The sequence below is a fragment of the Leptospira barantonii genome, assembly GCF_002811925.1.
GTDB lineage: Bacteria > Spirochaetota > Leptospiria > Leptospirales > Leptospiraceae > Leptospira > Leptospira barantonii.
This window is the reverse complement of record NZ_NPDS01000009.1, coordinates 144,358-165,991: the sequence shown is the minus strand read 5'-3', so window position 1 is coordinate 165,991 and position 21,634 is coordinate 144,358. Positions and strand designations below refer to the sequence as shown.

General features: G+C 45.1%; 22 protein-coding genes. 10 read left to right on the top strand and 12 right to left on the bottom strand.

Going from position 1 to position 21,634, the window contains the following annotated elements; translation table 11 throughout:
- Window positions 1–3: 3 nt before the first annotated feature.
- Entirely contained in the window at window positions 4–1,611 is a 1,608-nt protein-coding gene (locus CH367_RS18630) for a peptide chain release factor 3 (protein WP_244284632.1), read from the bottom strand.
- A gap of 149 nt (window positions 1,612–1,760) precedes the next feature.
- Between CH367_RS18630 and CH367_RS18625 the strand changes: the two genes are divergently transcribed.
- The 3 genes from CH367_RS18625 (at window position 1,761) to CH367_RS18615 (ending at window position 4,340) form a co-directional block, all read left to right on the top strand.
- A complete protein-coding gene (locus CH367_RS18625) occupies window positions 1,761–2,081 on the top strand; it encodes a hypothetical protein (protein ID WP_100763996.1) in 321 nt (106 codons plus the stop codon).
- A 227-nt stretch (window positions 2,082–2,308) separates the two neighbouring features.
- Entirely contained in the window at window positions 2,309–3,244 is a 936-nt protein-coding gene (locus CH367_RS18620; RefSeq protein WP_100763995.1) for an ornithine carbamoyltransferase, read from the top strand.
- Window positions 3,245–3,347: 103 nt separating this feature from the next.
- Window positions 3,348–4,340, top strand: a complete 993-nt coding sequence (locus CH367_RS18615) for an HpcH/HpaI aldolase/citrate lyase family protein (RefSeq protein ID WP_100763994.1) — start codon at window positions 3,348–3,350, stop codon at window positions 4,338–4,340.
- A gap of 157 nt (window positions 4,341–4,497) precedes the next feature.
- Here CH367_RS18615 and CH367_RS18610 read toward each other — a convergent pair whose 3' ends face one another.
- Both CH367_RS18610 and CH367_RS18605 read right to left on the bottom strand, forming a co-directional pair.
- Window positions 4,498–4,965, bottom strand: a complete 468-nt coding sequence (locus tag CH367_RS18610) for an LIC11177 family protein (RefSeq protein ID WP_100764046.1) — start codon at window positions 4,963–4,965, stop codon at window positions 4,498–4,500.
- Window positions 4,966–5,115: 150 nt separating this feature from the next.
- Window positions 5,116–6,150 carry a rhomboid family intramembrane serine protease gene (locus CH367_RS18605; protein ID WP_100763993.1) on the bottom strand — a complete coding sequence of 345 codons (1,035 nt, stop codon included), beginning with the start codon at window positions 6,148–6,150 and terminating at the stop codon, window positions 5,116–5,118.
- A gap of 109 nt (window positions 6,151–6,259) precedes the next feature.
- Between CH367_RS18605 and mtnA the strand changes: the two genes are divergently transcribed.
- Window positions 6,260–7,348, top strand: coding sequence for an S-methyl-5-thioribose-1-phosphate isomerase (mtnA, locus tag CH367_RS18600; RefSeq protein WP_100764045.1), 1,089 nt, complete (start codon window positions 6,260–6,262; stop codon window positions 7,346–7,348).
- A gap of 192 nt (window positions 7,349–7,540) precedes the next feature.
- Here the strand turns inward: mtnA and CH367_RS18595 are convergent, their stop codons facing one another.
- The 4 genes from CH367_RS18595 to CH367_RS18580 form a co-directional block, all read right to left on the bottom strand.
- A complete protein-coding gene (locus CH367_RS18595; RefSeq protein WP_100763992.1) occupies window positions 7,541–9,043 on the bottom strand; it encodes a DUF342 domain-containing protein in 1,503 nt (500 codons plus the stop codon).
- 305 nt (window positions 9,044–9,348) lie between these two features.
- Window positions 9,349–10,389: an alpha/beta hydrolase family protein gene (locus CH367_RS18590; protein ID WP_100763991.1), complete on the bottom strand. Its 1,041-nt coding sequence runs from the start codon at window positions 10,387–10,389 to the stop codon at window positions 9,349–9,351.
- A gap of 91 nt (window positions 10,390–10,480) precedes the next feature.
- A complete protein-coding gene (locus tag CH367_RS18585; RefSeq protein ID WP_100764044.1) occupies window positions 10,481–10,993 on the bottom strand; it encodes a chemotaxis protein CheX in 513 nt (170 codons plus the stop codon).
- The gene (locus tag CH367_RS18580; RefSeq protein WP_100763990.1) at window positions 10,984–12,072 is read right to left on the bottom strand and encodes a hypothetical protein; all 1,089 of its coding nucleotides are present in this window, start codon (window positions 12,070–12,072) and stop codon (window positions 10,984–10,986) included. Before CH367_RS18580 ends, CH367_RS18585 begins: the two co-directional genes overlap by 10 nt.
- Before the next feature lie 60 nt (window positions 12,073–12,132).
- Here CH367_RS18580 and CH367_RS18575 point away from each other — a divergent pair, with 60 nt between their 5' ends.
- The 4 genes from CH367_RS18575 to lpdA all read left to right on the top strand — a co-directional run bounded on the left by CH367_RS18575 (window position 12,133) and on the right by lpdA (window position 15,142).
- Window positions 12,133–12,876 (top strand): class I SAM-dependent DNA methyltransferase, encoded by a 744-nt coding sequence (locus CH367_RS18575; protein ID WP_100763989.1) that lies wholly within the window; start codon window positions 12,133–12,135, stop codon window positions 12,874–12,876.
- A 110-nt stretch (window positions 12,877–12,986) separates the two neighbouring features.
- Entirely contained in the window at window positions 12,987–13,295 is a 309-nt protein-coding gene (locus CH367_RS18570) for a nucleotidyltransferase domain-containing protein (protein ID WP_100763988.1), read from the top strand.
- Complete coding sequence (locus CH367_RS18565) at window positions 13,285–13,674, top strand: HEPN domain-containing protein (protein WP_100763987.1); 390 nt, start codon at window positions 13,285–13,287, stop codon at window positions 13,672–13,674. The genes CH367_RS18570 and CH367_RS18565 overlap by 11 nt, the downstream gene beginning before the upstream one ends.
- Before the next feature lie 49 nt (window positions 13,675–13,723).
- On the top strand, window positions 13,724–15,142 hold the full coding sequence (lpdA, locus tag CH367_RS18560; protein ID WP_100763986.1) for a dihydrolipoyl dehydrogenase: 1,419 nt from the start codon (window positions 13,724–13,726) through the stop codon (window positions 15,140–15,142).
- Window positions 15,143–15,157: 15 nt separating this feature from the next.
- Here lpdA and perRB read toward each other — a convergent pair whose 3' ends face one another.
- On the bottom strand, window positions 15,158–15,601 hold the full coding sequence (gene perRB, locus CH367_RS18555) for a peroxide-responsive transcriptional repressor PerRB (RefSeq protein WP_100763985.1): 444 nt from the start codon (window positions 15,599–15,601) through the stop codon (window positions 15,158–15,160).
- Window positions 15,602–15,845: 244 nt separating this feature from the next.
- Between perRB and CH367_RS18550 the strand changes: the two genes are divergently transcribed.
- The gene (locus CH367_RS18550; protein ID WP_100763984.1) at window positions 15,846–17,318 is read left to right on the top strand and encodes a sodium:proton antiporter; all 1,473 of its coding nucleotides are present in this window, start codon (window positions 15,846–15,848) and stop codon (window positions 17,316–17,318) included.
- A 70-nt stretch (window positions 17,319–17,388) separates the two neighbouring features.
- Here CH367_RS18550 and CH367_RS18545 read toward each other — a convergent pair whose 3' ends face one another.
- The 3 genes from CH367_RS18545 to CH367_RS18535 all read right to left on the bottom strand — a co-directional run bounded on the left by CH367_RS18545 (window position 17,389) and on the right by CH367_RS18535 (window position 19,834).
- The gene (locus tag CH367_RS18545; RefSeq protein WP_165783333.1) at window positions 17,389–18,036 is read right to left on the bottom strand and encodes an HAD family hydrolase; all 648 of its coding nucleotides are present in this window, start codon (window positions 18,034–18,036) and stop codon (window positions 17,389–17,391) included.
- A 53-nt stretch (window positions 18,037–18,089) separates the two neighbouring features.
- Window positions 18,090–19,142 carry a hypothetical protein gene (locus CH367_RS18540; RefSeq protein ID WP_100763982.1) on the bottom strand — a complete coding sequence of 351 codons (1,053 nt, stop codon included), beginning with the start codon at window positions 19,140–19,142 and terminating at the stop codon, window positions 18,090–18,092.
- 77 nt (window positions 19,143–19,219) lie between these two features.
- Window positions 19,220–19,834 (bottom strand): helix-turn-helix domain-containing protein, encoded by a 615-nt coding sequence (locus CH367_RS18535; RefSeq protein WP_100763981.1) that lies wholly within the window; start codon window positions 19,832–19,834, stop codon window positions 19,220–19,222.
- A gap of 126 nt (window positions 19,835–19,960) precedes the next feature.
- Between CH367_RS18535 and CH367_RS18530 the strand changes: the two genes are divergently transcribed.
- Entirely contained in the window at window positions 19,961–20,377 is a 417-nt protein-coding gene (locus tag CH367_RS18530; protein WP_100763980.1) for an SRPBCC family protein, read from the top strand.
- 44 nt (window positions 20,378–20,421) lie between these two features.
- Here CH367_RS18530 and CH367_RS18525 read toward each other — a convergent pair whose 3' ends face one another.
- Window positions 20,422–21,600 carry a hypothetical protein gene (locus CH367_RS18525; RefSeq protein WP_100763979.1) on the bottom strand — a complete coding sequence of 393 codons (1,179 nt, stop codon included), beginning with the start codon at window positions 21,598–21,600 and terminating at the stop codon, window positions 20,422–20,424.
- Window positions 21,601–21,634 lie beyond the last annotated feature (34 nt).

Sequence of the window (21,634 nt, the reverse complement as noted above, 5' to 3'; positions counted from 1 at the left end):
CGCTTATGAGCTCGGTGGATAATCCAAAAGGGTTATTTCCGGATTCTTCTTTTGAAAGTATCCCTTGTCCCATTCGGTATCAAACAAAAGCGCCGCCCTTCCGCCCCGGTCCGTAACCAGGTTTGCGGAGGAAGGAACCTTCGCCAAATCCTCTTGCCCGATCCAACAAGAGATCGCGTAGGGAAGAATCGTAATATTAGAAGGCGCGTTGTATTCGTCCAAAAGTCTTCTTCGAAAAACCTCGAACTGAAGTTGACCCATCGCGCCGATGATCGCCAAACCACCACCGATCGTCTGAGATGAAAATAAATGGAGAATCCCCTCTTCCGCAAGCTGATCGATTCCCTTTCGAAAACTTTTCATACTCGCCGTATCGGACGAGGAAATCGTAGCGAACAACTCGGGCGCAAACACCGGAAGTCCTTTGAGATCGGGAACCTTGGAAGTCGCGACGATATCACCGATCGCATACGTTCCCGGATTGACGAGACCGATGATATCGCCCGGATACGCCTCGTCCACGGTGTTCCGATCTTGACCGAAAAATGCGAAGGAAGAAGAAAGTTTTACGGACTTGCCGAGTCTTCCGTGAAGCACGTTAAGCCCTCTTTCAAACTTGCCCGAGGTTACGCGCAAGAACGCGATTCTATCCCGGTGTTGACGGTTCATGTTCGCCTGAACCTTAAAGATAAATCCGCTGAACGGAGTTGTGATCGGATCCAAACGGGAACCGTCTTTCAAAGGAAAGAATAACGGAGGCGGAGCGATCTTAATAAATTCGTCGAGAAACAATTGAATTCCGAAGTTGTTCACCGCGGAACCGAAAAAGACCGGAGTGATTTTCGATTCTAAAAAATCTTCCTGACTGAATTCCGAAATCCCACCTTCTACGAGTTCCAATTCTTCCCGAAAGGATTTGATGACCCAGTCTTCAAAACGAGAATCGAGTTCGGGATCGTTGACGCCCGAGGTTTGAAAGGAAGACTTCTGACTTCCGCCCGGAGTTTTATCATAGGTAAGAATGGATTTATCTTTGCGGGAATACACTCCGCTAAAATCCACACCGGTTCCGATCGGCCACACCATAGGCACCGCAGAAATCCCGAGAACTTTTTCGATCTCATCCAAAAGAACAAAAAGATTTTTTGTAGGTCTGTCCATCTTGTTGATGAACGTTACGATCGGAATTCCACGATCGCGACAAACCTTAAAGAGTTTGATCGTCTGAGGTTCCACACCTTTCCCCGCGTCGAGTACCATCACCGCGGTATCGGCCGCGATCAATGTACGATACGTATCTTCGGAAAAATCTTCGTGACCGGGAGTATCCAATAAATTGAGAACATGTCCACTGTATTCGAACTGAAGCGCGGCGGAAGTGATGGAAATTCCTTTTTCCTTTTCCATCTCCATCCAGTCGGAGGTTGCGGCCTTACGATTCTTACGCGCCTTAACGGCTCCCGCGAGTTGGATCGCACCTCCGTATAAAAGAAGCTTTTCGGTAAGAGTCGTTTTTCCGGCGTCTGGGTGAGCGATGATCGCGAAGGTTCTCCTTCTTCGAGTTTCTTCCTCGATGGATTGATTCGGTTTTTGTGTTACTGTCTCGCTCACTGCTTTGTTCCGCCCACTTTCCAAGTTTTCTTTCCGAAGCCGACTGTCAGCAATTAAACCGAGCTTTTTACCCGTTCGTATTGTTCGGGTAAATCGAATGTAATAGGAATACGCTACATTCTTCCCATATTCAAAGAACAGGTGAACGTATGGAAGGGATTCCCCTTAGCCCATCAAAAGATCTTCAAAGATTAAAATTACAAATAGACGGACTGAGCGATTCGTTCGAGATCTTAAAACTCAAGGAAGAAGGAATTACGATTTCTTCCGCCGAAGAATTGAACCTCCTCCAAGGTTCTCCCGTGAGCGGTCAGATCGATTCTCCCGGTTTGAATCTTCAGTTTCGTTTTCAAGGAAGTCTTCAAAGACAGGTGGCTCGTCCCGACGGAAAAGGATTTATCCTCGGAATTCTATTCACCCAAAAAACCAGATTTCCGGACTTGCTCATCGCGTTAGAACTCGCGTCCTAATTCTTTCTTTCTCTTCTCGAATTTGTTCCTGACGTCGCGCCCCATAGGAAGCGACGTCGCTGAGTTCGATGAGCTTCTCCACCGCATTTGTCCCCGAAAAACCATGAACCTTTATGGGGCTTCCAAGCCCCTATTTTTTAACTCGAGCAACACCTTCCTACGATTCGGCGCTTAGCTATTTTCATTTACGAAACAGGTTCCATTTTGTTTTCTGTACATACAGTTGTATGTCTGAAAGTAACGTGAAACATCTCATTTCCTGGGAAGATTGGTCGGATTCCGAGATTTTGGATCTGCTTCATTTTGCGATCCATGTAAAGAAGAATCGCGTCAACTACGCGGGTCATCTCAGCGGTCGTTCCTTGGCGATGCTCTTTCAGAAAACCTCCACAAGAACCAGAGTTTCCTTCGAGGTCGCGATGACCGAAATGGGAGGACATGGAATCTATTTGGATTGGATGGCGTCTAACTTTCAACTTTCCGATATCGATCTGGAAGCGAGATATCTTTCCAGAAACGTTTCCGTCATCATGGCCCGTTTGAAAAAACACGAGGATCTTCTTTCAATGAAGAACGGTTCTCAGGTTCCCGTCATCAACGGTTGCGACAATATGTTTCATCCTTGTCAATCTCTGGCGGACGTAATGACGATCGCACTCGATAAACCAGATCGTCCTTTGAACCAAGTAAGACTTACCTACGTCGGAGTTCACAACAACGTAGTCAATTCTCTCATCGGAATCACCGCGGCTCTTGGAATTCATCTGACTCTTGCGACTCCGATTGCGGAAAAAGAAAACATACACGAGCCCACCGTGGAAAGAGCGAAGTCCAAAGGTACTCTCGCTTGGGAAAACAACCTGGAAAAGGCCGTCAAAGACGCGGACTACGTCTACACGGACACTTGGTTGGATATGGAATTCTTCAACGATCCTTCGTACGCGGATAAGAAAAAACAAAGAATGGAACTGATGATGCCGTATCAGATCAATTCTTCCCTGATGGAAAAAACAAACGCGAAAGTGATGCACGATATGCCGATCCATGCGGGTTACGAGATCACAAGGGACGTGGTTCTCAGCGCGAAATCCATCATCTTCCAACAAGCCGAGAACCGTTTGGACGCTCAAAAAGCGGTCATTCTAAAACTTCTTGAGGCTTGATCTCAGGAAAATCGGTTTACCAGAGGCCCCTTCTTTCGAAACCTGTATTTAGAGCCTTTTCACCCTCACTTGCAGGCTCGAAATAAGAATAAAAGGTATCTCTATGTCTAAATTGACTCATCCAAGAGAGGCGCTCTTCGAAGGAGAAAAGCCTTTCCCTATCATTCCTGCCTGTGAGCACTTTGCAGGATCCGAAAAGCTAATCACAAAAGCATTAGAACTCCAGAACAAACTCGGCGGTCTTTTCGACATCACTATGGACTGCGAAGACGGAGCACAAACCGGGAAAGAAAAAGAACACGCGGAACTGATCGTTCGTCTTCAAAACAGCGAGCTCAACAAACACAAAATGAGCGGCGTGAGAATTCACGACTATACAAACGCATTCTGGAAACAAGACGTAGACATCATCGTTCCTGGCGCCGGAGAAAAAATCGCATACATCACCATTCCAAAACCTACACGCGCGGCTCAGGTTGAGGAAATGATCACTTATATCCAAAAAGCGGTTCAAAAAGCGGGACTCAAAAGAGAAATTCCGATTCACGTATTGATCGAAACCAACGGAGCTCTTCAAGAAATCGAAAAGATCGCGGCTCTTCCTTGGTTGCAAGTTCTTGACTTCGGTTTAATGGACTTCATCTCGGGACACCACGGAGCGATTCCCGCTTCTTGTATGAAAAGCCCTGGTCAGTTCGACCACGAACTTTTAAGAAGAGGAAAAGCGAACCTCGTAGCGGCGGCTCTTGCAAACGGAGTGATCCCTGCGCACAACGTAACACTCGATCTTAAAAATCAATATCAAACTTACAAGGACGCAAAACGCGCCCATGACGATTTCGGTTTCTTGAGAATGTGGTCCATCTACCCAACTCAGATCCAAGCGATCCTCGACGCGATGGCTCCGGATTACAGCGAAGTTCAGACTGCGGCTGAAATTCTCATCCAAGCGCAAAACGCGGAATGGGGACCGATCCAATACGCGGGCGATCTTCACGACCGTGCGACTTACAGATACTTCTGGGAAATCATCCAAAAAGCGAAACTTACGGGAATCGCGATTTCCGAAGAAGCAAACAAAAGATTCTTCAGCTAATCTTAGTTTAGAATTTTCTAAAGTATTAAAAAAGCCGCAAGAGATTGCGGCTTTTTTATTGGTTACTGATTCGTTCGATTTTTTCGAAGGTTATCAGGGACGATTCCACCGTTATGCCCGGCGGAAGGTGGCGGCGAGAAAGAATTCAACCTTAAGGTTACTTAACGAACTTCTCTAAAAGTTTTGTGATGAGTTCGTTCAAACTCTTTTCCACGTGTTCCCAGGACTTTTTGTTCATCGGTTCGAGAGGCATCTTCTTATCGAGTTGTTTGTATCGATCAAAACTTTCTCGAGCGTAATCGAGATACTTTCTCGGTTCGATTCCGAGTCGGTCCAACTGAAGTTCATTTTTGATGTAAATCGAAGCGACTTTTTCCCTGTATTCGTCCTCTAAAAAATAATAACGGATGTCGAGTTTCACCTCGTCCATGGCCTTATAGATTTTGGAACCCTGGGATTCTTTTTTGTTCGAAGTTTTTTCGGAACCGGAATCCGGCGCGGGTGTTTGAGCTTGAGAATTTTCTTTAGACGCGTTCGCTACCGGAGAAGGATTCTTCTTTAACAGCTTCTCGAGTTTTTCGCGTTTTAAGATATCAAACAAAGCGCTCTTTTTATTCTGAGTCACGATCACACCCTATCTTTAAATTCGTTCTATCTATAATTTCTTATCGGAAGAATTGGTTCTCCCGTCTAGTACTAACACTTTATAAGACGGATTTTATTGGAAAAAAAGTATCTTTTAATCCTGTTCCGCAAAAAAGGATCTTGGAAAGAATTAATTCCCGGATTCCTGATCCATTCTGAGCTTGCGTAAGGAACAATTCGGAAGCCACTCACAACGCAGACAGAAAGGATCCTCTGGTTGAAACGTCGGCGGAGGACATAAATTTACGTTCGTTTGTTGCAAAGGAGTCAGAAATGTTTCCTTATCCGAAAAGGAATTCTTCTTTGAAAGTTCGCCTAACAGATCCCGGTTCTTTCTCGTTTGAGAATCCAAATCCTCCGTCAAAGAACGGCTTTGCGGTTTCGACAAAACACTTTCGTCGGTTTCCGGCTTTGGAAAAATCTTTCCGGAGTCTAAAAAATTCCTCTTTAAGATCCAAGGCGCGACCAGAGTCGCTCCGAGCGCTCCGCCCAAATGGCAGGAGTTGCTTACTACAAAGGGAGAATGGAAATAATAAACCGAAATGATATCCGCGATAAATCCGCCGCCCACAAAGATCCAAGCCGCATAACGGGCCTTCATTCTAAAAAAGATAAGAAAGACTTCGGTTTCGGGAAACAGGATTCCGAAAAGGACGAGAATCCCCGTAACTCCTCCGCTCGCTCCGAGAGTGGTCGTCTGAAAAAGGTCCATCGGATAATGAATTCCCAAAACGTCCACGAACAAGGGCGCGAGTAAAACGGTGACGCCGCCCACTAAGACGGACGTCGCATATACGATCGTAAACTTCCAAGCCGGAATGTATTTACAAATCAAACCGCCGAACATTACGAAAACATACATGTTGAAAAAAAGATGAATGAAGGGCGTTCCGTACGCCTCGTGTAAAAATCCGTACGAAAAAATCTGCCAATAGTAACCGTGAAAAACGCGGGATGGGGTTAACGCGAAGTAGTATTCCAAGATTCCCGTTCCGCCGGCAAAAAGCTGAAGAATATAAATGAGGACGTTTGCGACTAAGATAAGATTGATCGGATGAAAAATGGAATAACCGAAAAGCGATAATCCGTTTCGGTATTTTCTTTTTGCCATATTGGATAGAATACGAACTGTGGTCAGAGAGTCAAGCAGGCAAAGCCGGGGCAAAAATTCACCCCGGGTTTCCTCATTCTCCGGGAGAAGGAGAATGATTTTTCAATCACATTCTTTAAATCGAAAAATCAGGCCTCATCCTTTAGAGCCGGGAAGAAAAAAAATGCAGGAATCAGGATTAAAACCAATTCTTTGGAAAAACAAGGAACTCATTCTTTTGGATCAAAGAGTTCTGCCCGGCACGACTTCGTACATTCATGCTATAACAATGGAAGATTGTATTTTTGCGATTCGGGAAATGGTCGTACGAGGCGCTCCCGCCATCGCGATCACCGGCGCGTTCGGAATCACTTTGTATTTGAACGGACTTTCTTCCAAACCGACGTTGATCGAACTGAAAAAAAAACTCGAAGAACTTTTAGAATCGAGACCGACCGCGGTCAACCTAAGACTTGCAATCGAAGAGTTCAGTTCTCGTTTTCCCGAAGCCGATTATTCTTCCTTTAGCTTGTCGGATCTGCAAAAGGGAGCGGAAGATTTCGCTCTTTTCATGCTCGAAGAAGATCTGGGAAACAATCTCACTCTTTCTAAAAACGCTTTGTCCTTGTTTCCGAAGTCCCCTTCTTCCTTAAACATCATCACTCATTGTAATACGGGTGCGCTCGCTACCGCGGGACACGGAACCGCGTTAGGTGTTATACGATCGCTCCGAGACGCCGGACATTCTTTGACTGTGTTCGCGGACGAAACAAGACCTTACTTGCAAGGAGCCCGTCTTACCGCTTGGGAATTGAAGGAAGAAGGAATTCCCGCTTATCTCATCACGGATAACATGGCTGGTTGGGTCATGTCTTCCAGAAAGATCGACGCGGTTGTAGTGGGCGCGGACCGAATCGCTTCCAACGGTGATACCGCGAACAAGATCGGAACCTATCCTCTTGCGATCGTTGCAAAACACCATGGAGTTCCTTTTTATGTGGCGGCCACGGAAAAGAGTATGGATTTTAGAATCCCGGATGGAAGTCATATCCCGATCGAAATGAGAAAGGAAGAAGAAGTAACGTCTTTCGGTTTTTTAAAGAATGCGGACGGTAAACCTTTCTTGAGCGAAGGTGTGATCGCTCCGTTGGGAATGAAGGCACTCAATCCTTCCTTTGACGTAACCCCAGCTTCCTTGATTACGGGGATCATCACGGAGAAAGGAATCGTTTCTCCGGTTACGGAAGAGAATCTAAGAAGAATTTTTAGTTAAGTAGAATTTGGTCTCGGGACTTTGTGGGAGTTCCCGCGGTCTTACGGTAAATCAAAGAGCCCCACCCTGATTTGGGTGGAGGGGTGGGTGGTGGCCGACGAGCGATAAATTCCTATATCACAAAACGATTATACCTTCAAGCGAAATCGTTCTCCGAATCTTGTAGGAGCTCCCACAATTTCAAACAACAAATCACTTCGGCGTTTGAAGAGCCACCATCATCGCCTTGTCTTGCCCGGGTTCAAAGACCATCATAAAGGAAGATTGAAACTTGGTAATCTTCTCGATCTGTCTTCTGTAGTGGATCACCGCACCCGGAAACGCTCCTTTTTGAACGGCCAAACGAACCGAACCCGGATTGAAACGCGCACTTTTCAAAGTATCTTGTTTGAATTTTAGCATATTCAAAATCTTTAATTTCTTGTTATAGTCCTCGAACACCGCCTTAAACGCGGCCTTCTTGTCTTCCGGAAGATTTCCTCGGGAACGTTGAACCATGTGTTTGATTTGCTGGATCTTAGGGAGGATCTTTTCCATCTCCTTTTCACCCATCTGAATCTTTCTGCTGATCTCTTGAAAGGAACGATCATTCTTAAAATGAAATCCGAGTTCAATCGTAACGTCCAACTCCGCGCTCGAACCCAAGGAAACGACCGAAACTCCTTCATTGGTTCTTACCTTGCTGGAAACCAAGTTGCCGTTCGATCCGCTGAGAATCACGGAACCCAACGTATCCACATTCGAATTTAGAATCGCACCTTCGATGATGATATCACCTTCCGTTTCCAGATGGGCGTTCTCGATAAACTTCGCCTGAATTCTTCCCGTAACTTGAATGATATCGGTTCCGGCTCCTTTGATTCCGCCGTGAACGATCAGATCCTGCCCGACCTTCACCGTATTGCTTTCGAGATTTCCGTAGATCACAAGAGAACCGGTACATTCCACGATGGAACCCGGCTCGATATCTCCTCGAACGATTACGTTTCCTTCAAACTGAATGTTCCCCGTTGCAAGTCCTACGTTCCCCGCGATTTGAAGTTCAGGCGAAACGTTGATCGAAGTTTCGGTGACAAAGATCACACCGTTGCTGGATGCGAAGTATTCCTGAAGTTCTTTTCCTTCTTCAAGACCGGTTCTTTCATCGATATTTTTTCCGATCACGAGTTTCGGACGTTTGATTGCCGGAGCGGGAATGATATTTCCGAATACGTCAAAGCCGGGTTCGCCCGGAATTCCCTCGAACTTAGTCGCGAGTTTCTCTCCGATCTTTACGTTGATATAACGATCTATGTTTCTGAAGTCGGCTCTACCGTCTTCGAGTAGTTTTACTCTCTTAGCCATCGGGTGATAAAAACGAACCCAACCGTTTTCACCGGGAGTCGGGGCCACACCCTTTGCGACTTCCACCTTGATCGGAGTGAAGTCCCCTCTTTTACCGGCTTCGTCCAAAAGCATAAGAACTCTTCGGACCTCTTCGACTAACATCCGTTCTCTGTGAATGCCCCAATCGAGAATGATGCTCCAAAGTTTATCCTTGGATACGGTTTCCCCTTTCAGATTGTATGGTCTGACGGTCATGATCGCGGAGAGTTGATCCGGTGATACGCCTATGGTAATAGCGGATTCAACGGAAACGGGAGAGATTTGAGATTCTGGTGTGGGTGTATTCATAGATTCGTCGTTCGCATTCATAATATTTCAATCTTTCAGTCATAGACCAAAGTCCATTTCTCTTTTTAACTTCGACTTAAAGAGAAGGAACTTAATGTAGTATATAAGGTTCCCTTGAAATGAAACTTTTTTTTACTTATAATACGCTGAATTATAAATAAAAAAATAGGCTCTCATCTGAATCAACAAGCTCGGCTAGGAATTTCCTCACAAAACTTGCTCGTTTTTTGAACCGTCGCAGAACCGACTTTCGGTAGAAACAAAAAGATCAAAGCCGGTTTCGGCTGGTAATAGACGAACCTTATAAGAAAAAACCACGGTGAAAATCAGGGGTTTGCGGAAAAAATATAATCTCCCCAAAACTCGGCCATGGGAAGAATCTCCGTCAAACGGGTGTAAAACGGAAGATGATCCCCATGAGTCAACAGGCTTGTTTCTAAAAAGGGAACATTCCGATTTCCATTCTTCAGAATTAAGTCGCGTAGATCCTTGGATTCTTGAGGTGATATCACCGGATCATCGTCTCCGTGAAGTAAAAAACAGGGTTTTGTAAAACGATTTGCGAAGAATTCGGGAGAAGTCTCTTCCACAAAGGGTTCTCCCACGGCCGACTTGATCGAGAGCGAGGCTTCCATTCTAAAATCGGAACTTTCCAAGAAGCGGGTAACAAAGGCACGATCGTCTTCCCCCAATGAGGAAAGAATTTTCGGACCTCGAAGTGCGTCCCCTTCTCTCCACAATCCGTTGTCCAATGCGGATTCGAAAAAATATTCCTTTAAACCTTCGGGCTTGGATCGAATCAGATGAACGTAGTTGTATAACATCACGTTCACCGCGTAACTTTCTATTTCGTAATTCTTCAATACGAACGGGAACGTCTTTCCGAAGTTGGAATAACCGCCGATCAAAAGCGCCGAGGAAAGTGCGTCCTGACATTCCGAGTTTGCTAATGCGACAAAGCCCATCCCCGCCGAAAAACTCGCGGAAACATAAGACACCGATTTTTTTTCCAAGGAATGAATTCGTAAGAATGCGGATCGTATATTCGAAACGGTTTCGGAACGGATCAACAATCCCTTCACCTCGGGAAGTTCGGGGAGATAAACCTTAAAACCTCGATTCGCGAGGTTGTTTCCGAGTGCGAGAATTCTCGGATCGTCGATTCCCTTAAAGCTCATTCCGTGTTGTAGATAAACGATCGGAGCCGAAGGATTTTTTCCTTGGTCCAGAATTTTCGTTCTTAAGGAAACGGAGTTCGGTAAGTGGAGAAGGATCTCCGTTATGCGCGCTTGTTTCGGTTTTTTAACTCCGGAAAAGTCGATCAAAAAGGGTAATCCGCGCAATACGTCGAAGGAATTCATCGGCATGAAATTTTTTAAAGTCCGGTAAAAATCTCTACCACATTTTTATCCGGTTCGTGATTTTTTGAAGATCCGAGATTCGAAAAGATTCTACGTTCTAAAATTTTTTCATCAATAGGATGAGATAGACCCTTCCCAGATATTGTTTTGCGTGGGAATCCTTTACGAAATAAATCAGAATATACTGCCTATACGATTCAAGATCGATCGGTATGAGTTTGTGATTTAAAATCTCCGGCGGAAGAAGATCCGTTTCGAATCTTCCGAGTCTCATCTCGGAGATCAAAAGACCGCAGATCTGATTCGCGAATTCCATCAGAATCGAAGGAGCGTCCGCTCTCACCGTCGGATCGATATGAAACGATCGAGCGACCATCGGAAGCAATTTCAATTTCGTATAGCCGTCCATCGCAAGAAATAACTTTCCTTCGATTTCTCCCTTGAACTCGACCATCGTGCAGTTCTCGTAACAAAGCCCTTCGTTTTTGGAAGGACCGAACGCTTCCCGGATCGCGGTGACGTTCAGGGTCTTATCCAAATATTCCGGAAAGATCTGAGAGATCGTAAGGATAAATTTTTCGTCGAGTAATGGATCGATGCTCACAGACAGATATACCGATTCGGTCCTTGTTCGATCGATAAAGCGAGGGCCTTTCTCGCGTTGGAAACCCATTCTTCCCTACTCTCTTCCAAAATGGAAACTCCCAAGTTGAGATCCACTCGATGGCTTTCCTTTTGCAGGGATTCGATCAATTCCTTTAAATTTTTACCGAAGACGTCCCAGTCTTGTGCGGAGATAAAAAATGCGATTCGGTCCTTTCGGATTCTATAGAATCGAACCCTTTTTTTCAAAACCTTGGAAGTCCAGAGTGAAATCCACTTGAGAACGTAAGGATGCGGGGATTCCGTGAAAATACTTGCAAAAATTAGAATATTCTCATGTGCTCGGATCTTATCCAGCTCGAACGCGTGCAGATTTCCGAATCCGGTTTCCGGATCGGAGGATTCGAATTGAATCGAAACCTGTTCCTCGTATTCCTCTTTCCAAGTTTGAAATTCTCTCGGATTCAGTTGATTCCATTCGGTCAGGGAAACCTTTAGATAACCGAACGGTACGATTCCGGTCGATAACGGAATGAACGCAAATCCGTCCGCGAAACAGATTCTCCCTTCGTGAATCTCATTCAGATTTTTTTCGGATAAAAAACTTTCTTCGGGCGATTCCGGAAGATGAAACAACTTTCCCTTTCTGGACGCCAAAAGAATCGATACGTTTCCGCTTAAGAAATAAATTTCCGCTCCGCCGAGACGGGAAACAAGTTGTTCCAAAAATTTTCCGTGTGCAAGAATCAGTTCCGGATGTGTGGGGACTTCTCGTTTCCAAACGACTCGAGCCGGTGTTCTTTGAATTCTCTCCGAACGAACCGTCGTTGCGGTTTGTAATGGCTCCGTCTTTGTTTCCGTTTCTACGGACTGCTGTTGTTGTTCTGGCGTTGATTCGCCGTTCGACGATTTTTGAACGCTTTCCTTAAGAACCAAGCCGAACAAAAACAAAAGTGAAATCGAAATTCCACTCAAAACCAATGTGTCTCCGGTAAAAAGGGTTTTGGTCGCGCTCGTCTGTCTTTCCACAAAGCCGAGAGAACAATTAAAAAAAACGAAAATGATTCCGAAATATTGGATTTTCATAAGCAGACTGCCGTTAATATATTTAACGGGCAGATTCCAATACCTCTAAACCGATTTTTTATGAAGTTGTACAACGAACTCGCAGAATTCTACTTTGATATCGAAAAGCCCGCGCGCAAGATCGATTCCGAAGCTAAGTTTTTGGATCGTCTTTTTCGCAAACATAGAATTATGACCATTCTCGATATGGGTTGTGGAACCGGAGAACACGTCCGTTACTTTCAATCCCTCGGTTATAGACCCAAGGGAATCGACGCGTCTTCGAGAATGATAGACGTCGCCAAAAAAAGATATTCTCATTGTAAGTTCGACGTCGCTCCTATGCAGACGTATCAATCCGGCGTTCTTTTGGATTGTGTGATCAGCCTTTTCGGTTCGTTTAACTATCTTTTAACGAACGAGGAGATCGACGCGACTCTCAAACTCATCGAACAGAATCTGAAACCCGCAGGTCTTGCGATTTTGGAAGTTTGGAACGCGGAACCGCTCCGAACGATCAAAAGAAAACCGATTACTCCGGTCGCTCAGATCAAATCCCAAAACGCGACGATCCAAAGAAACAGGGGTTTTCGTTTGGTCAGGGCCGATACCTCTACGATGGTCGAAGTGAACTATATCTATCAGATCAACACGAAGGAAATTCGGGACAAACACGTTATGCGCGTTTTCTATCTTCCCGAAATCGAAAGAATGATCCTCAGGCATAAGTTCGATATCATGCACGTCTATTCCGGTTTTAACGAAACCAAGTTTAAGAATTCTGCCGGTAGAATGATTCTCGTTCTGAAAAAAAAGAGCGCTTAGAATCCGAAATACACCGAACCCGGAGATTTTTCGTTTTATCCCCGCTCGTATCAAATTCCCTTTACCGCCATTTACTTGATTTTTTAAATCCGATGTGGAAAAATTGATTTATGGATCGGGACTTAGAAAATCTGAAAAATCAAATCGTTTCACTTGTAAGTCCTTTGAAAATAATTCTTTTCGGTTCAATGGCTACGGGCTCTTCGAACGATCAAAGCGATTACGACATTCTAATCGTAATGCCGAAAGGAACGAAAAAACGAGAAACCGCTCAGTTCCTATATCGAAAAATCGAAAATATAAACAGACCGTACGATCTCATCGTCGCCACGGAAGAAACTATCGAAAACTATTCTAACATTCCCCATCTTGTCTACTTTCACGCGCTCAAAGACGGAATAGAATTGTATGCCGCCTGAAAATCCGAGTTCTTCTTTAACTTGGCTGGCGCACGCGAAAAGCGATTTGCTTTTATCCAAATTGGGAATTCAGAAAGAAGTCTTACTCAACGCACTGTGTTACCACGCACAACAAAGTGTTGAGAAATCCTTAAAGGCCGTATTGATTCAACATCAAACCCAATTCGAATTCACTCATAATATCAAAAATTTAATCTCATCCTTGCCAATGGAAATCCAAAGACCTGATTTTTTTGAAGAGTTGCCGATTCTTACGGACTACGCAGTATCAACCCGTTATCCGGGAGATTATGAGGAAATTCTTGAAAAAGAATATATGGATGCGGTCCTTCTTGCGGAACAAACCTTTCTTTGGGCAGAGGCCATTCTCAAAAAATAATTCTTGCCGAACCTTTCGGAACTAGACTCTAATAGTTCCGGAGAATTTTATGCCAGAATCCTACGATCTTACCGTCATCGGTGCGGGACCGGGCGGCTACGTCGCCGCCATCCGAGGCGCTCAATTGGGAATGAACGTTTGTGTAATCGAGAAGGATAGACCCGGTGGAATCTGTTTGAACTGGGGTTGTATTCCAACGAAAGCTCTTTTGGAATCGGCTCATCTTTTGGAAAAGATACATTCCGCAAAAGAATTCGGAATCGATCTTTCCGGCGCAAAACCGGATTTTCCTTCCATCATCGCACGTTCTCGAAAGGTCGCGGACACGATGGCCAACGGCGTTGAATTTCTTTTAAACAAAAATAAGATCGCCCGCAAAAAAGGAACCGCAGTATTCAAAGATTCGAATACGATTTGGCTTCCCGATACTTCCAAAGAAGAAATCACTTCCAAATATTTTATCATAGCGACCGGAGCGCGCGCACGAGAACTTCCTGGTTTGCCTTTCGACGGACAAACGGTTCTTTCTTCCAAAACCGCGATGATTCAGGAAAAAATTCCGGAGTCTCTTTTGATCGTAGGAGCGGGCGCGATCGGAGTGGAGTTCGCCGATTTTTACGCCGCGATGGGCACCAAAGTAACGTTAGTCGAAATGCTTGATCAGATTCTCCCCGTGGAAGATAAAGAGATCTCCACATTCTTAGAAAGATCGTTTGCAAAAAGAGGAATCCGAGTTCTTACAGCGGTGGGAGTTTCCGAACCCAAAATAGAAAATGGAAAAGTAAAGGTTCTGCTCAAGGGAAAAAATCTTCCGGAAACGGGAGAATCTTTCGAAGCCGAAAAAATTCTCGTGTCCATCGGACTTGTTCCGAACACGGACGCGATGAACTTGGAAGAGATAGGAATTTTTTTCCAAAAAGGTTTTATAAAAACGGATACAAAATACAAAACGAGCGTCCCTCATATCTACGCGATCGGTGATTGCAACGGCCCTCCTCTTCTCGCGCACGTAGCTTCCATGGAAGGAATCAAAGCCGCGGAAGCGATTTCGATTCACGCGGGAAACCCGCATCATCTCAGTTATATTCCGATCGATTACAATGCGATTCCGGGTTGTACCTATTGTCATCCCGAAGTCGCCTCCATCGGTCTTACCGAAAAAAAAGCGACTGACATGGGTTATACGATCAGCGTCGGAAAGTTTCCGTTCATCGCGAGCGGAAGAGCGCAGGCGATGGGAGACGCGGGCGGTTTTACGAAAGTAGTCATCGATAAATCTTCGGGTGAAATTTTAGGTGCACATTTGGTCGGTCCGGGTGTAACGGAACTTTTACCCGCGGTCGCTCTGGGAATCACTCAGGAATTGACCGCAAAGGAAATCGCATCCACGATCTTCGCGCATCCAACACTTTCAGAAACCGTAATGGAATCTTTCGGAGCTTCGCTCGGAGAAGCGATCAATCTCTAAGAATGGAACTTGCGATTAGGTTGCGGAACCGTTCGCAAGATTTCCGGTCAGGAGAATATCAGTCTTATCGACGAGAAACTCCGGCGGAAGTTTGGAACTGAGGGAAAGTAAGGAAGTATCTATATCGTGAAATTTACCGCTCTTTTCATCAAAGAAATGATAGTGGTCCACGATATTGCTGTCGTATACGGACTTGCCCAGGCAGGAGAATTTGAATTCGCGGAGAAGCCCGGCGGAAACAAGGATGTTTAACGTGTTGTAGACGGTGGCCAAACTCATTTTGAAGGACCGGCTATCGACCCATTCTTTGACCTCTTCCGCAGTGGGATGATCCGCCTCGCAAAGAACGTACTGACAGATCGAAATTCTCTGCATGGTGGGTTGAATAGAAACGGACTTCAATCTCTGTTCGATTTCGATCGGAGTAAGACAGACTTTTTTTGCAAACAACGCTTCCATACTTCTTAGAATTCCTATCGGGAAACCCTTCTATCCATAAGACTTCCTCAAGCCGAATTTTCGCACAATTTTATTCGAGGAGTTCTCAGGAAACCATCTCTTTCTTGAAAAATTCTGCAATCTAAAAAAGTTCGCAAAATACAATGTCATAACGCGGGAAAAAAAAGCCCGAGAAAGTCTTTTTACTTTAACTCTTTCTTCCAAGTCCCGAGAATGTCTAAAAATTCTTCAGACGATACGAGCAATGAAACAAAAACTAACATCCGTCCTTCTGGCGATCCTTCTGATCTTACCGGCGACCGCACTTTTAGCGGACGAACCGGCGGGGGAAACACAAAGTCCGGTTCAGACTACCGAGGCACATGATTCTTCTCATACGGAAGAAGCTTCTTCCGGCCATCACGAAGTCGCCGGCGAAGACCTTCCGTATTGGAGCGTAATTCCGTTCGTTCTTATGCTTTTGAGCATCGCACTTTTACCGATCGTTTCGCATACGACCTCTCATTGGTGGGAAAGCAACACGAACAAACTGATTCTCGCGCTCGCGTTGGGAGCGATTTCGTTTATCATTTTGGTTCTTCACGGCTGGTTCGGTAAGATCGTTCACACACTCGTTTTCGAGTATGTTCCGTTTATCATCCTTCTCGGTTCGCTCTTCTACATCTCGGGCGGAATCCGTTTGAAAGGCGATATTGAAGCGACTCCGTTAAACAACACGATCTTCCTCATCATCGGAACCTTTCTCGCTTCGTTTATCGGAACGACCGGAGCTTCCATGCTTTTGATTCGCCCGATTCTAAAAACGAACTCGGAAAGAAAACACGTGGTTCACACGGTGATCTTCTTTATCTTTTTGGTTTCCAACATCGGCGGTTCCTTAACTCCTCTCGGAGATCCTCCTTTGTTTCTCGGTTATCTGATCGGAGTTCCGTTTACCTGGACGTTTAAACTTTTACCGGAGTTGCTCGTTGCGGGAATTCTACTTTTGGTCGCTTACTTCATTTGGGATACGATCGCGTATAAAAAGGAAACCGTTAAGGATATCAAAAAGGATCACGTTCATCGCGAAAAGATCAGTCTCGAAGGTCAGGTGAATTTCATCTGGTTGCTCGGGATCGTTTTGTCCGTAGCTTTCTTAAATCAAAACTACATTCCTGCGATCGCCGAAAATCCGTATCTCGCGTTCATTCGGGAAGGGGTTCTAGTGGGACTGATTGTTCTTTCCAAATTGACTACGAAAGGTCACGTAAGAGAACACAACAAGTTCACCTTACATCCGATCCAAGAGGTTGCGTATCTGTTCATCGGAATTTTCATCACGATGATTCCTGCTTTGATTCTTTTGGAACACCACGGAAAAGAATTGGGTGTAACGGAAACCTGGCAGTTCTTCTGGGTAACTGGATTGTTCTCCGGAGTTCTCGACAACGCTCCGACGTATCTTACGTTCCTATCCTTAGCGAAAGGAACCTTGGGAATGACGGACGTCGCGCAGATTCTTGCGGATGCTCACGCGGAAAACATTTTGAAAGCGATTTCAGTGGGGGCCGTGTTTATGGGAGCTCTGACTTATATCGGAAACGCACCGAACTTTATGGTGAAATCGGTTGCGGAAGAGAATCAGATCAAAATGCCGAGTTTCGGCGGATACGTTCTTTATTCTTTTGCAATCTTGATTCCGACTTTCATTTTGTTGACTTTCATATTCTTCCGTTAAGAAGAACATCGCCTCTCTTCGAAAGAAGGGAGGCGTTTTACTTTCCGCTTCGCACCGCCCTTCTCGACTTTTAAACCGAACGAATTCTTTCTCGAAGTTTGGAAAACGAACTCACAAAATCTATGTTAGACGATCTAAAAAGATCCTCCGTTTTTTCTTCGTGCGCCATTCCTAAAAAAAGAAGACCCGCTTTCTCCGAAGCGATTTTGTCTCCGATCGTATCTCCGACGTAAAGAATGGAAGAAGGATCCAGATTCATTCGTTTTGTAGTTTCCAAAATCGGTAAAAAAACTTCGGGGTTGGGCTTGTGAACCTTTGTATCTTCGGCGGTTTGAACCGCAAAAAAAGAATCCTTCGAAAACTCCATGGATTCGATTTCTTTCAAAACCCTTCTTCCGCTCGAAGAGGATAAGATTCCCAAAGGAAGAATGGAACCGTGTTCCAGAATGAACTCGTTCACGCCGTCGAACACAAGATTCGGATCCCGTTCGCAGAACGTATTATACGATTCCCAGAGAGATTCCAAATCCAGAGAATATTCTCCGTAGACCTTTCTTAAAAAATCGTCTCCGGGCAAACCCCAGGCTTCGTCGATCCTTACGTCCTTCAATTCGAAATTAAATTTCTCTAATGCAAGAGACTTTAAGGTTTTGTAACGTACCTTTCGAGTTTGGACCAGTGTGTCGTCGTAATCAAAAATGATCGCTTTAATTTTCAAAAAGAATCCCAATCCGTTTTCATTGATTCTTTTCGACGTTTCAACGAATGCGACTATTTTTTTTCATCTTCGGGCGGAAGAAAGATCACCGAATCGATCTTTTTGCCCTGATCGGTTTCGACGTAATTCACTTCTATCTTTCTTTCGGTCGCGGGTCGATACATGATTAAGGAAGAGATCATATCGTATACGGTTAAAGAATAATCGATCGCTGTGACCACCGCTTGAAAAACAAGAAACCTAGACTTAGTGACGGGTTTGACTTCCCTTTCCTTACTCGCGGCCATCCACTTATAAATACGAGCCGAACGATTGACTCCTTTGAGATATTCAAGATCGATCTTTGCCTCGGGAAGAACCGCCTCGGTTTGACGAAAAGAAACCTTAACCGGAATTTTCTTTTCCCTCGATTCTTTGAGCGCCCCGGAAAGTTGTAAGTCGAACGTATCGTCGTCCAGATATTCTATTTCGTTACAACTTGCAAATACCGTGTTGCAGATATCTCCATACTTACGATGAACGAAATAAACGAGAAAGATGTTTAGGTTTTCCGGATGATACAAAACCTTTGCGTGATAATCGGAGGTTCTTCTGTAATAGACTTTCTTATAAATTCTTTTGACCACGTCCCAACCGACGGAACCCACGTCCTTTAAAAAAGGAGGATCCGGAAGTTGAAACGCGCGGATCGCAATGTGCAGTTTTTCGATAGCGACCTTACCGTCTCGTTTTGAAATTTCTTCGAGTACGGTTCTGATATCGTCGAGATCGTCGGAATCGATCTTTCGGGGAGAATTGGAAGTATCGATCAAAATCTTTCCCGCGTTCTCGGACATGAGATCGGAAATCTTGGATCGAACTCCTTCCCCGAGAATGTCTTCAAGCTTCAGAGTGATGCAGTCGTTCGGATGACAGGAAATTTGTTCCGCGTAAACGGACTCGGAAGGATCCGGCGGCGGAGAATAGGAAATACTTTCGGCGAAAGTCCAAGAAACTCCGAGAACAACGATGGAAAAAGAAAAAACGAAATGGAATAATACGGTTCTGGGAAAAACGAATCGAATCGAAAAAGGAAAACGTTTCGAGAAAACAAAAAGTTTCTTCATTCTTTGCGGGTCCTAAAAGGAATTATCCGAAGGATTCTTCCCTGCAGACAGAGAATGAAAAGATCTTTTTTTAAGACTTAGTTGATTTCGTCTCTGTAATCCATCACGAGATACATCAGGGTTTCCTGATCGGTCGGATTGGAATACTCGTGCGGAATATCGGCGCGAAAAAAAACGGAATCTTTCGGTTCCAGTTCCACGACCTTTTCTCCGACACGAAGACGAAGTTTACCGGAAACGACTACGATGTTTTCCGTGGTTCCGGATTGATGGGATTCGGCGACTTCGATCCCGCCCGGTTTTAAAATGAGTTCGTAAAATTCGGTTTTGCGGTTTCCGTTATAAGGGAAAAGAGCGCGGCTTGAGAAGACTTTCGAACTGGAAAACAAAACCTTTGTGTTTTCCGCTTTCATCACGATTATGCCTTCGGTGCCTTTTTCTTTTAAGAGTTCACTGAAAGGAACGTTCAATCCGTTTGCGATTTTCCAAAGCACGGAAATCGTCGGAACGCTCTTTCCCTGCTCGATTTGTGAAAGCATCGCTCGGCTGACCCCGCATCGGGACGCCAGTTTATCCAGGGAAAACCCTTTTGTATGGCGAATGAGTTTGAGATTTTCTTTAACGACTTCTGTGATATGTTCGCTGGAGGGAGATTCTTTCCCTGCTTCCAATTCATCCATAGCTGGGTTCATTACACTTTTTTTGTCTAATATAGCAGAATTCTGTCAATCTAAAACTCCCACTGTGAAAAAAATAGACTTGAAATAATAATCATGATTATTATAATTACATTTATAATATCAAAAGGAAAAAAGAAAATGAAACGCATACAACACGAAGAAACAACCCAAGCCAACCCTGCAAAACTTTGGAAAGTTTACCAAGACGTCTCGAACTGGAAAACATGGGATCACGAGGTGGAAGATTCTTTCTTAGAGGGAGAATTCAAAGTCGGTAGTAAGGGAATGCTGAAGCCGAAGGGTGGTCCGAAAACTTGGTTTAAACTGACCGAGGTTCGTGAAAAAGAATTCTTTTCCGACCTGACCAATCTGCCTCTTTGCAAGTTGGAATTCAGACACGAAATTCTTCCCTTAAATAGCGGAAGCAAGTTCATCCACACGGTGACATTTACCGGTCCTCTTTCTTTTTTATTTTCCAGAGTGATCGGAAATAAAATCCGAGAAGAACTTCCGGGTGCGATGAAAAATCTCGCGAAACTCGCCGAGGCCGCCTAATTCAGATTAGGCGCTTCCCCTAGTTCATCATCGAACGACGAAGTCTATTGTTTGGAAGCGACCGCGTTTGCGTTTCGAGTGGATTCTCCCCCGAGGCTCGGAACGACTGCGGTCCAAGTGGATGGTAAACCGTTTGTGGAATACGCAAAGAAGTTGGAAGTTCCGGTGACCACATAACGATCCAGTGCGACGTTGTAGGCCGCGCCCAACAAATTTTTGGACGAACAACCGCTGATCACACTTCCACTCGAAGGATGCCAAACGTTCAAACCGAACTGATAGTAATCCATGGAACAGGAATTTCCGAACAATAAGATTCGATCCTTACCTTCGACCGCGATACTCGCGTGAACCTGAATGGCGGTCTGGGACGCGCTCACCGAGGAAGAATCCAATGTCGCCGACGAAAAAATCTTAACGATCGCCGAAGTGGGATTCGCGTAATCGTTGTCTCCGTATGCCAGAATCTGTCCGGACTTCAAGGCCATCACTTGATTGTTGGAGCTACTCATCGAAAGGTTGACGGGCGTATCCGTCAAAGAGGGAAGTTCAAGCGTTGCAAATTCATAATTAACGCTATGAACCCCGCTGAAATAAACCTTCGAATCCGCCGCGTTATACGAAACCGTATTATAATAATCCGCTAATATATAAGTGGAACCGTCCGTCACTCCCGAATACTGCCAATTGATTCCGTCCGAAGAACGTTGTCCGAAATAATCGTATCCGGTCCCGCCGGCGTTATGACCTCCGATGGCCCAAAACTGATTCGCTCCAAACCCTACTCCATACAAAGCCTTGATGGTAGGAACGGAATTCACAAGAGCGGGAGCACATGCGCGTAAACTCCAAGTCGCCGCATCGTCCTGACTCGACCAAATCCCGCAACTATTCGGAGCATCCAAGGTTCCCACCGCAATCCAAGTTCCGTTCCCATAAACGATTCCTCGTATGGAACCTCCTGTGTTGCATCCCGGAAACCGAGTAGAACTGTATTTCCAAGAAACTCCGTCGTCGGAAAGCCAAGAAGAACAGTTCTCACCGACTGCAACAAACTGCGTTCCGGTCACACCTCCAGAGTTTACGGGTGTATGACTTACGCTCCAGCTGATCTGCCCTAAAAGAGCCAATGGATTGGAAGCATCCACGCTGAACTTATCGGCCTCGGCACATTGAGTTAGAAATCCGAAAAAGAGTAAGAAGGAAGAATATCTGACGTTCACTTGACTCTCCGATAAACCGGAAACGTAGATCGAC

Bases quoted from the DNA above. Each gene is read 5' to 3' on its own strand.
- CH367_RS18625 (WP_100763996.1), top strand. From the start codon at position 1,761: ATGGAAGGGATTCCCCTTAGCCCATCAAAAGATCTTCAAAGATTAAAA.
- CH367_RS18620 (WP_100763995.1), top strand. From the start codon at position 2,309: ATGTCTGAAAGTAACGTGAAACATCTCATTTCCTGGGAAGATTGGTCG.
- CH367_RS18615 (WP_100763994.1), top strand. From the start codon at position 3,348: ATGTCTAAATTGACTCATCCAAGAGAGGCGCTCTTCGAAGGAGAAAAG.
- mtnA (WP_100764045.1), top strand. From the start codon at position 6,260: ATGCAGGAATCAGGATTAAAACCAATTCTTTGGAAAAACAAGGAACTC.
- CH367_RS18595 (WP_100763992.1), bottom strand. From the start codon at position 9,043: ATGAATGCGAACGACGAATCTATGAATACACCCACACCAGAATCTCAA.
- CH367_RS18590 (WP_100763991.1), bottom strand. From the start codon at position 10,389: ATGCCGATGAATTCCTTCGACGTATTGCGCGGATTACCCTTTTTGATC.
- CH367_RS18580 (WP_100763990.1), bottom strand. From the start codon at position 12,072: ATGAAAATCCAATATTTCGGAATCATTTTCGTTTTTTTTAATTGTTCT.
- CH367_RS18575 (WP_100763989.1), top strand. From the start codon at position 12,133: ATGAAGTTGTACAACGAACTCGCAGAATTCTACTTTGATATCGAAAAG.
- CH367_RS18570 (WP_100763988.1), top strand. From the start codon at position 12,987: ATGGATCGGGACTTAGAAAATCTGAAAAATCAAATCGTTTCACTTGTA.
- CH367_RS18565 (WP_100763987.1), top strand. From the start codon at position 13,285: ATGCCGCCTGAAAATCCGAGTTCTTCTTTAACTTGGCTGGCGCACGCG.
- lpdA (WP_100763986.1), top strand. From the start codon at position 13,724: ATGCCAGAATCCTACGATCTTACCGTCATCGGTGCGGGACCGGGCGGC.
- perRB (WP_100763985.1), bottom strand. From the start codon at position 15,601: ATGGAAGCGTTGTTTGCAAAAAAAGTCTGTCTTACTCCGATCGAAATC.
- CH367_RS18550 (WP_100763984.1), top strand. From the start codon at position 15,846: ATGAAACAAAAACTAACATCCGTCCTTCTGGCGATCCTTCTGATCTTA.
- CH367_RS18540 (WP_100763982.1), bottom strand. From the start codon at position 19,142: ATGAAGAAACTTTTTGTTTTCTCGAAACGTTTTCCTTTTTCGATTCGA.
- CH367_RS18535 (WP_100763981.1), bottom strand. From the start codon at position 19,834: ATGAACCCAGCTATGGATGAATTGGAAGCAGGGAAAGAATCTCCCTCC.
- CH367_RS18530 (WP_100763980.1), top strand. From the start codon at position 19,961: ATGAAACGCATACAACACGAAGAAACAACCCAAGCCAACCCTGCAAAA.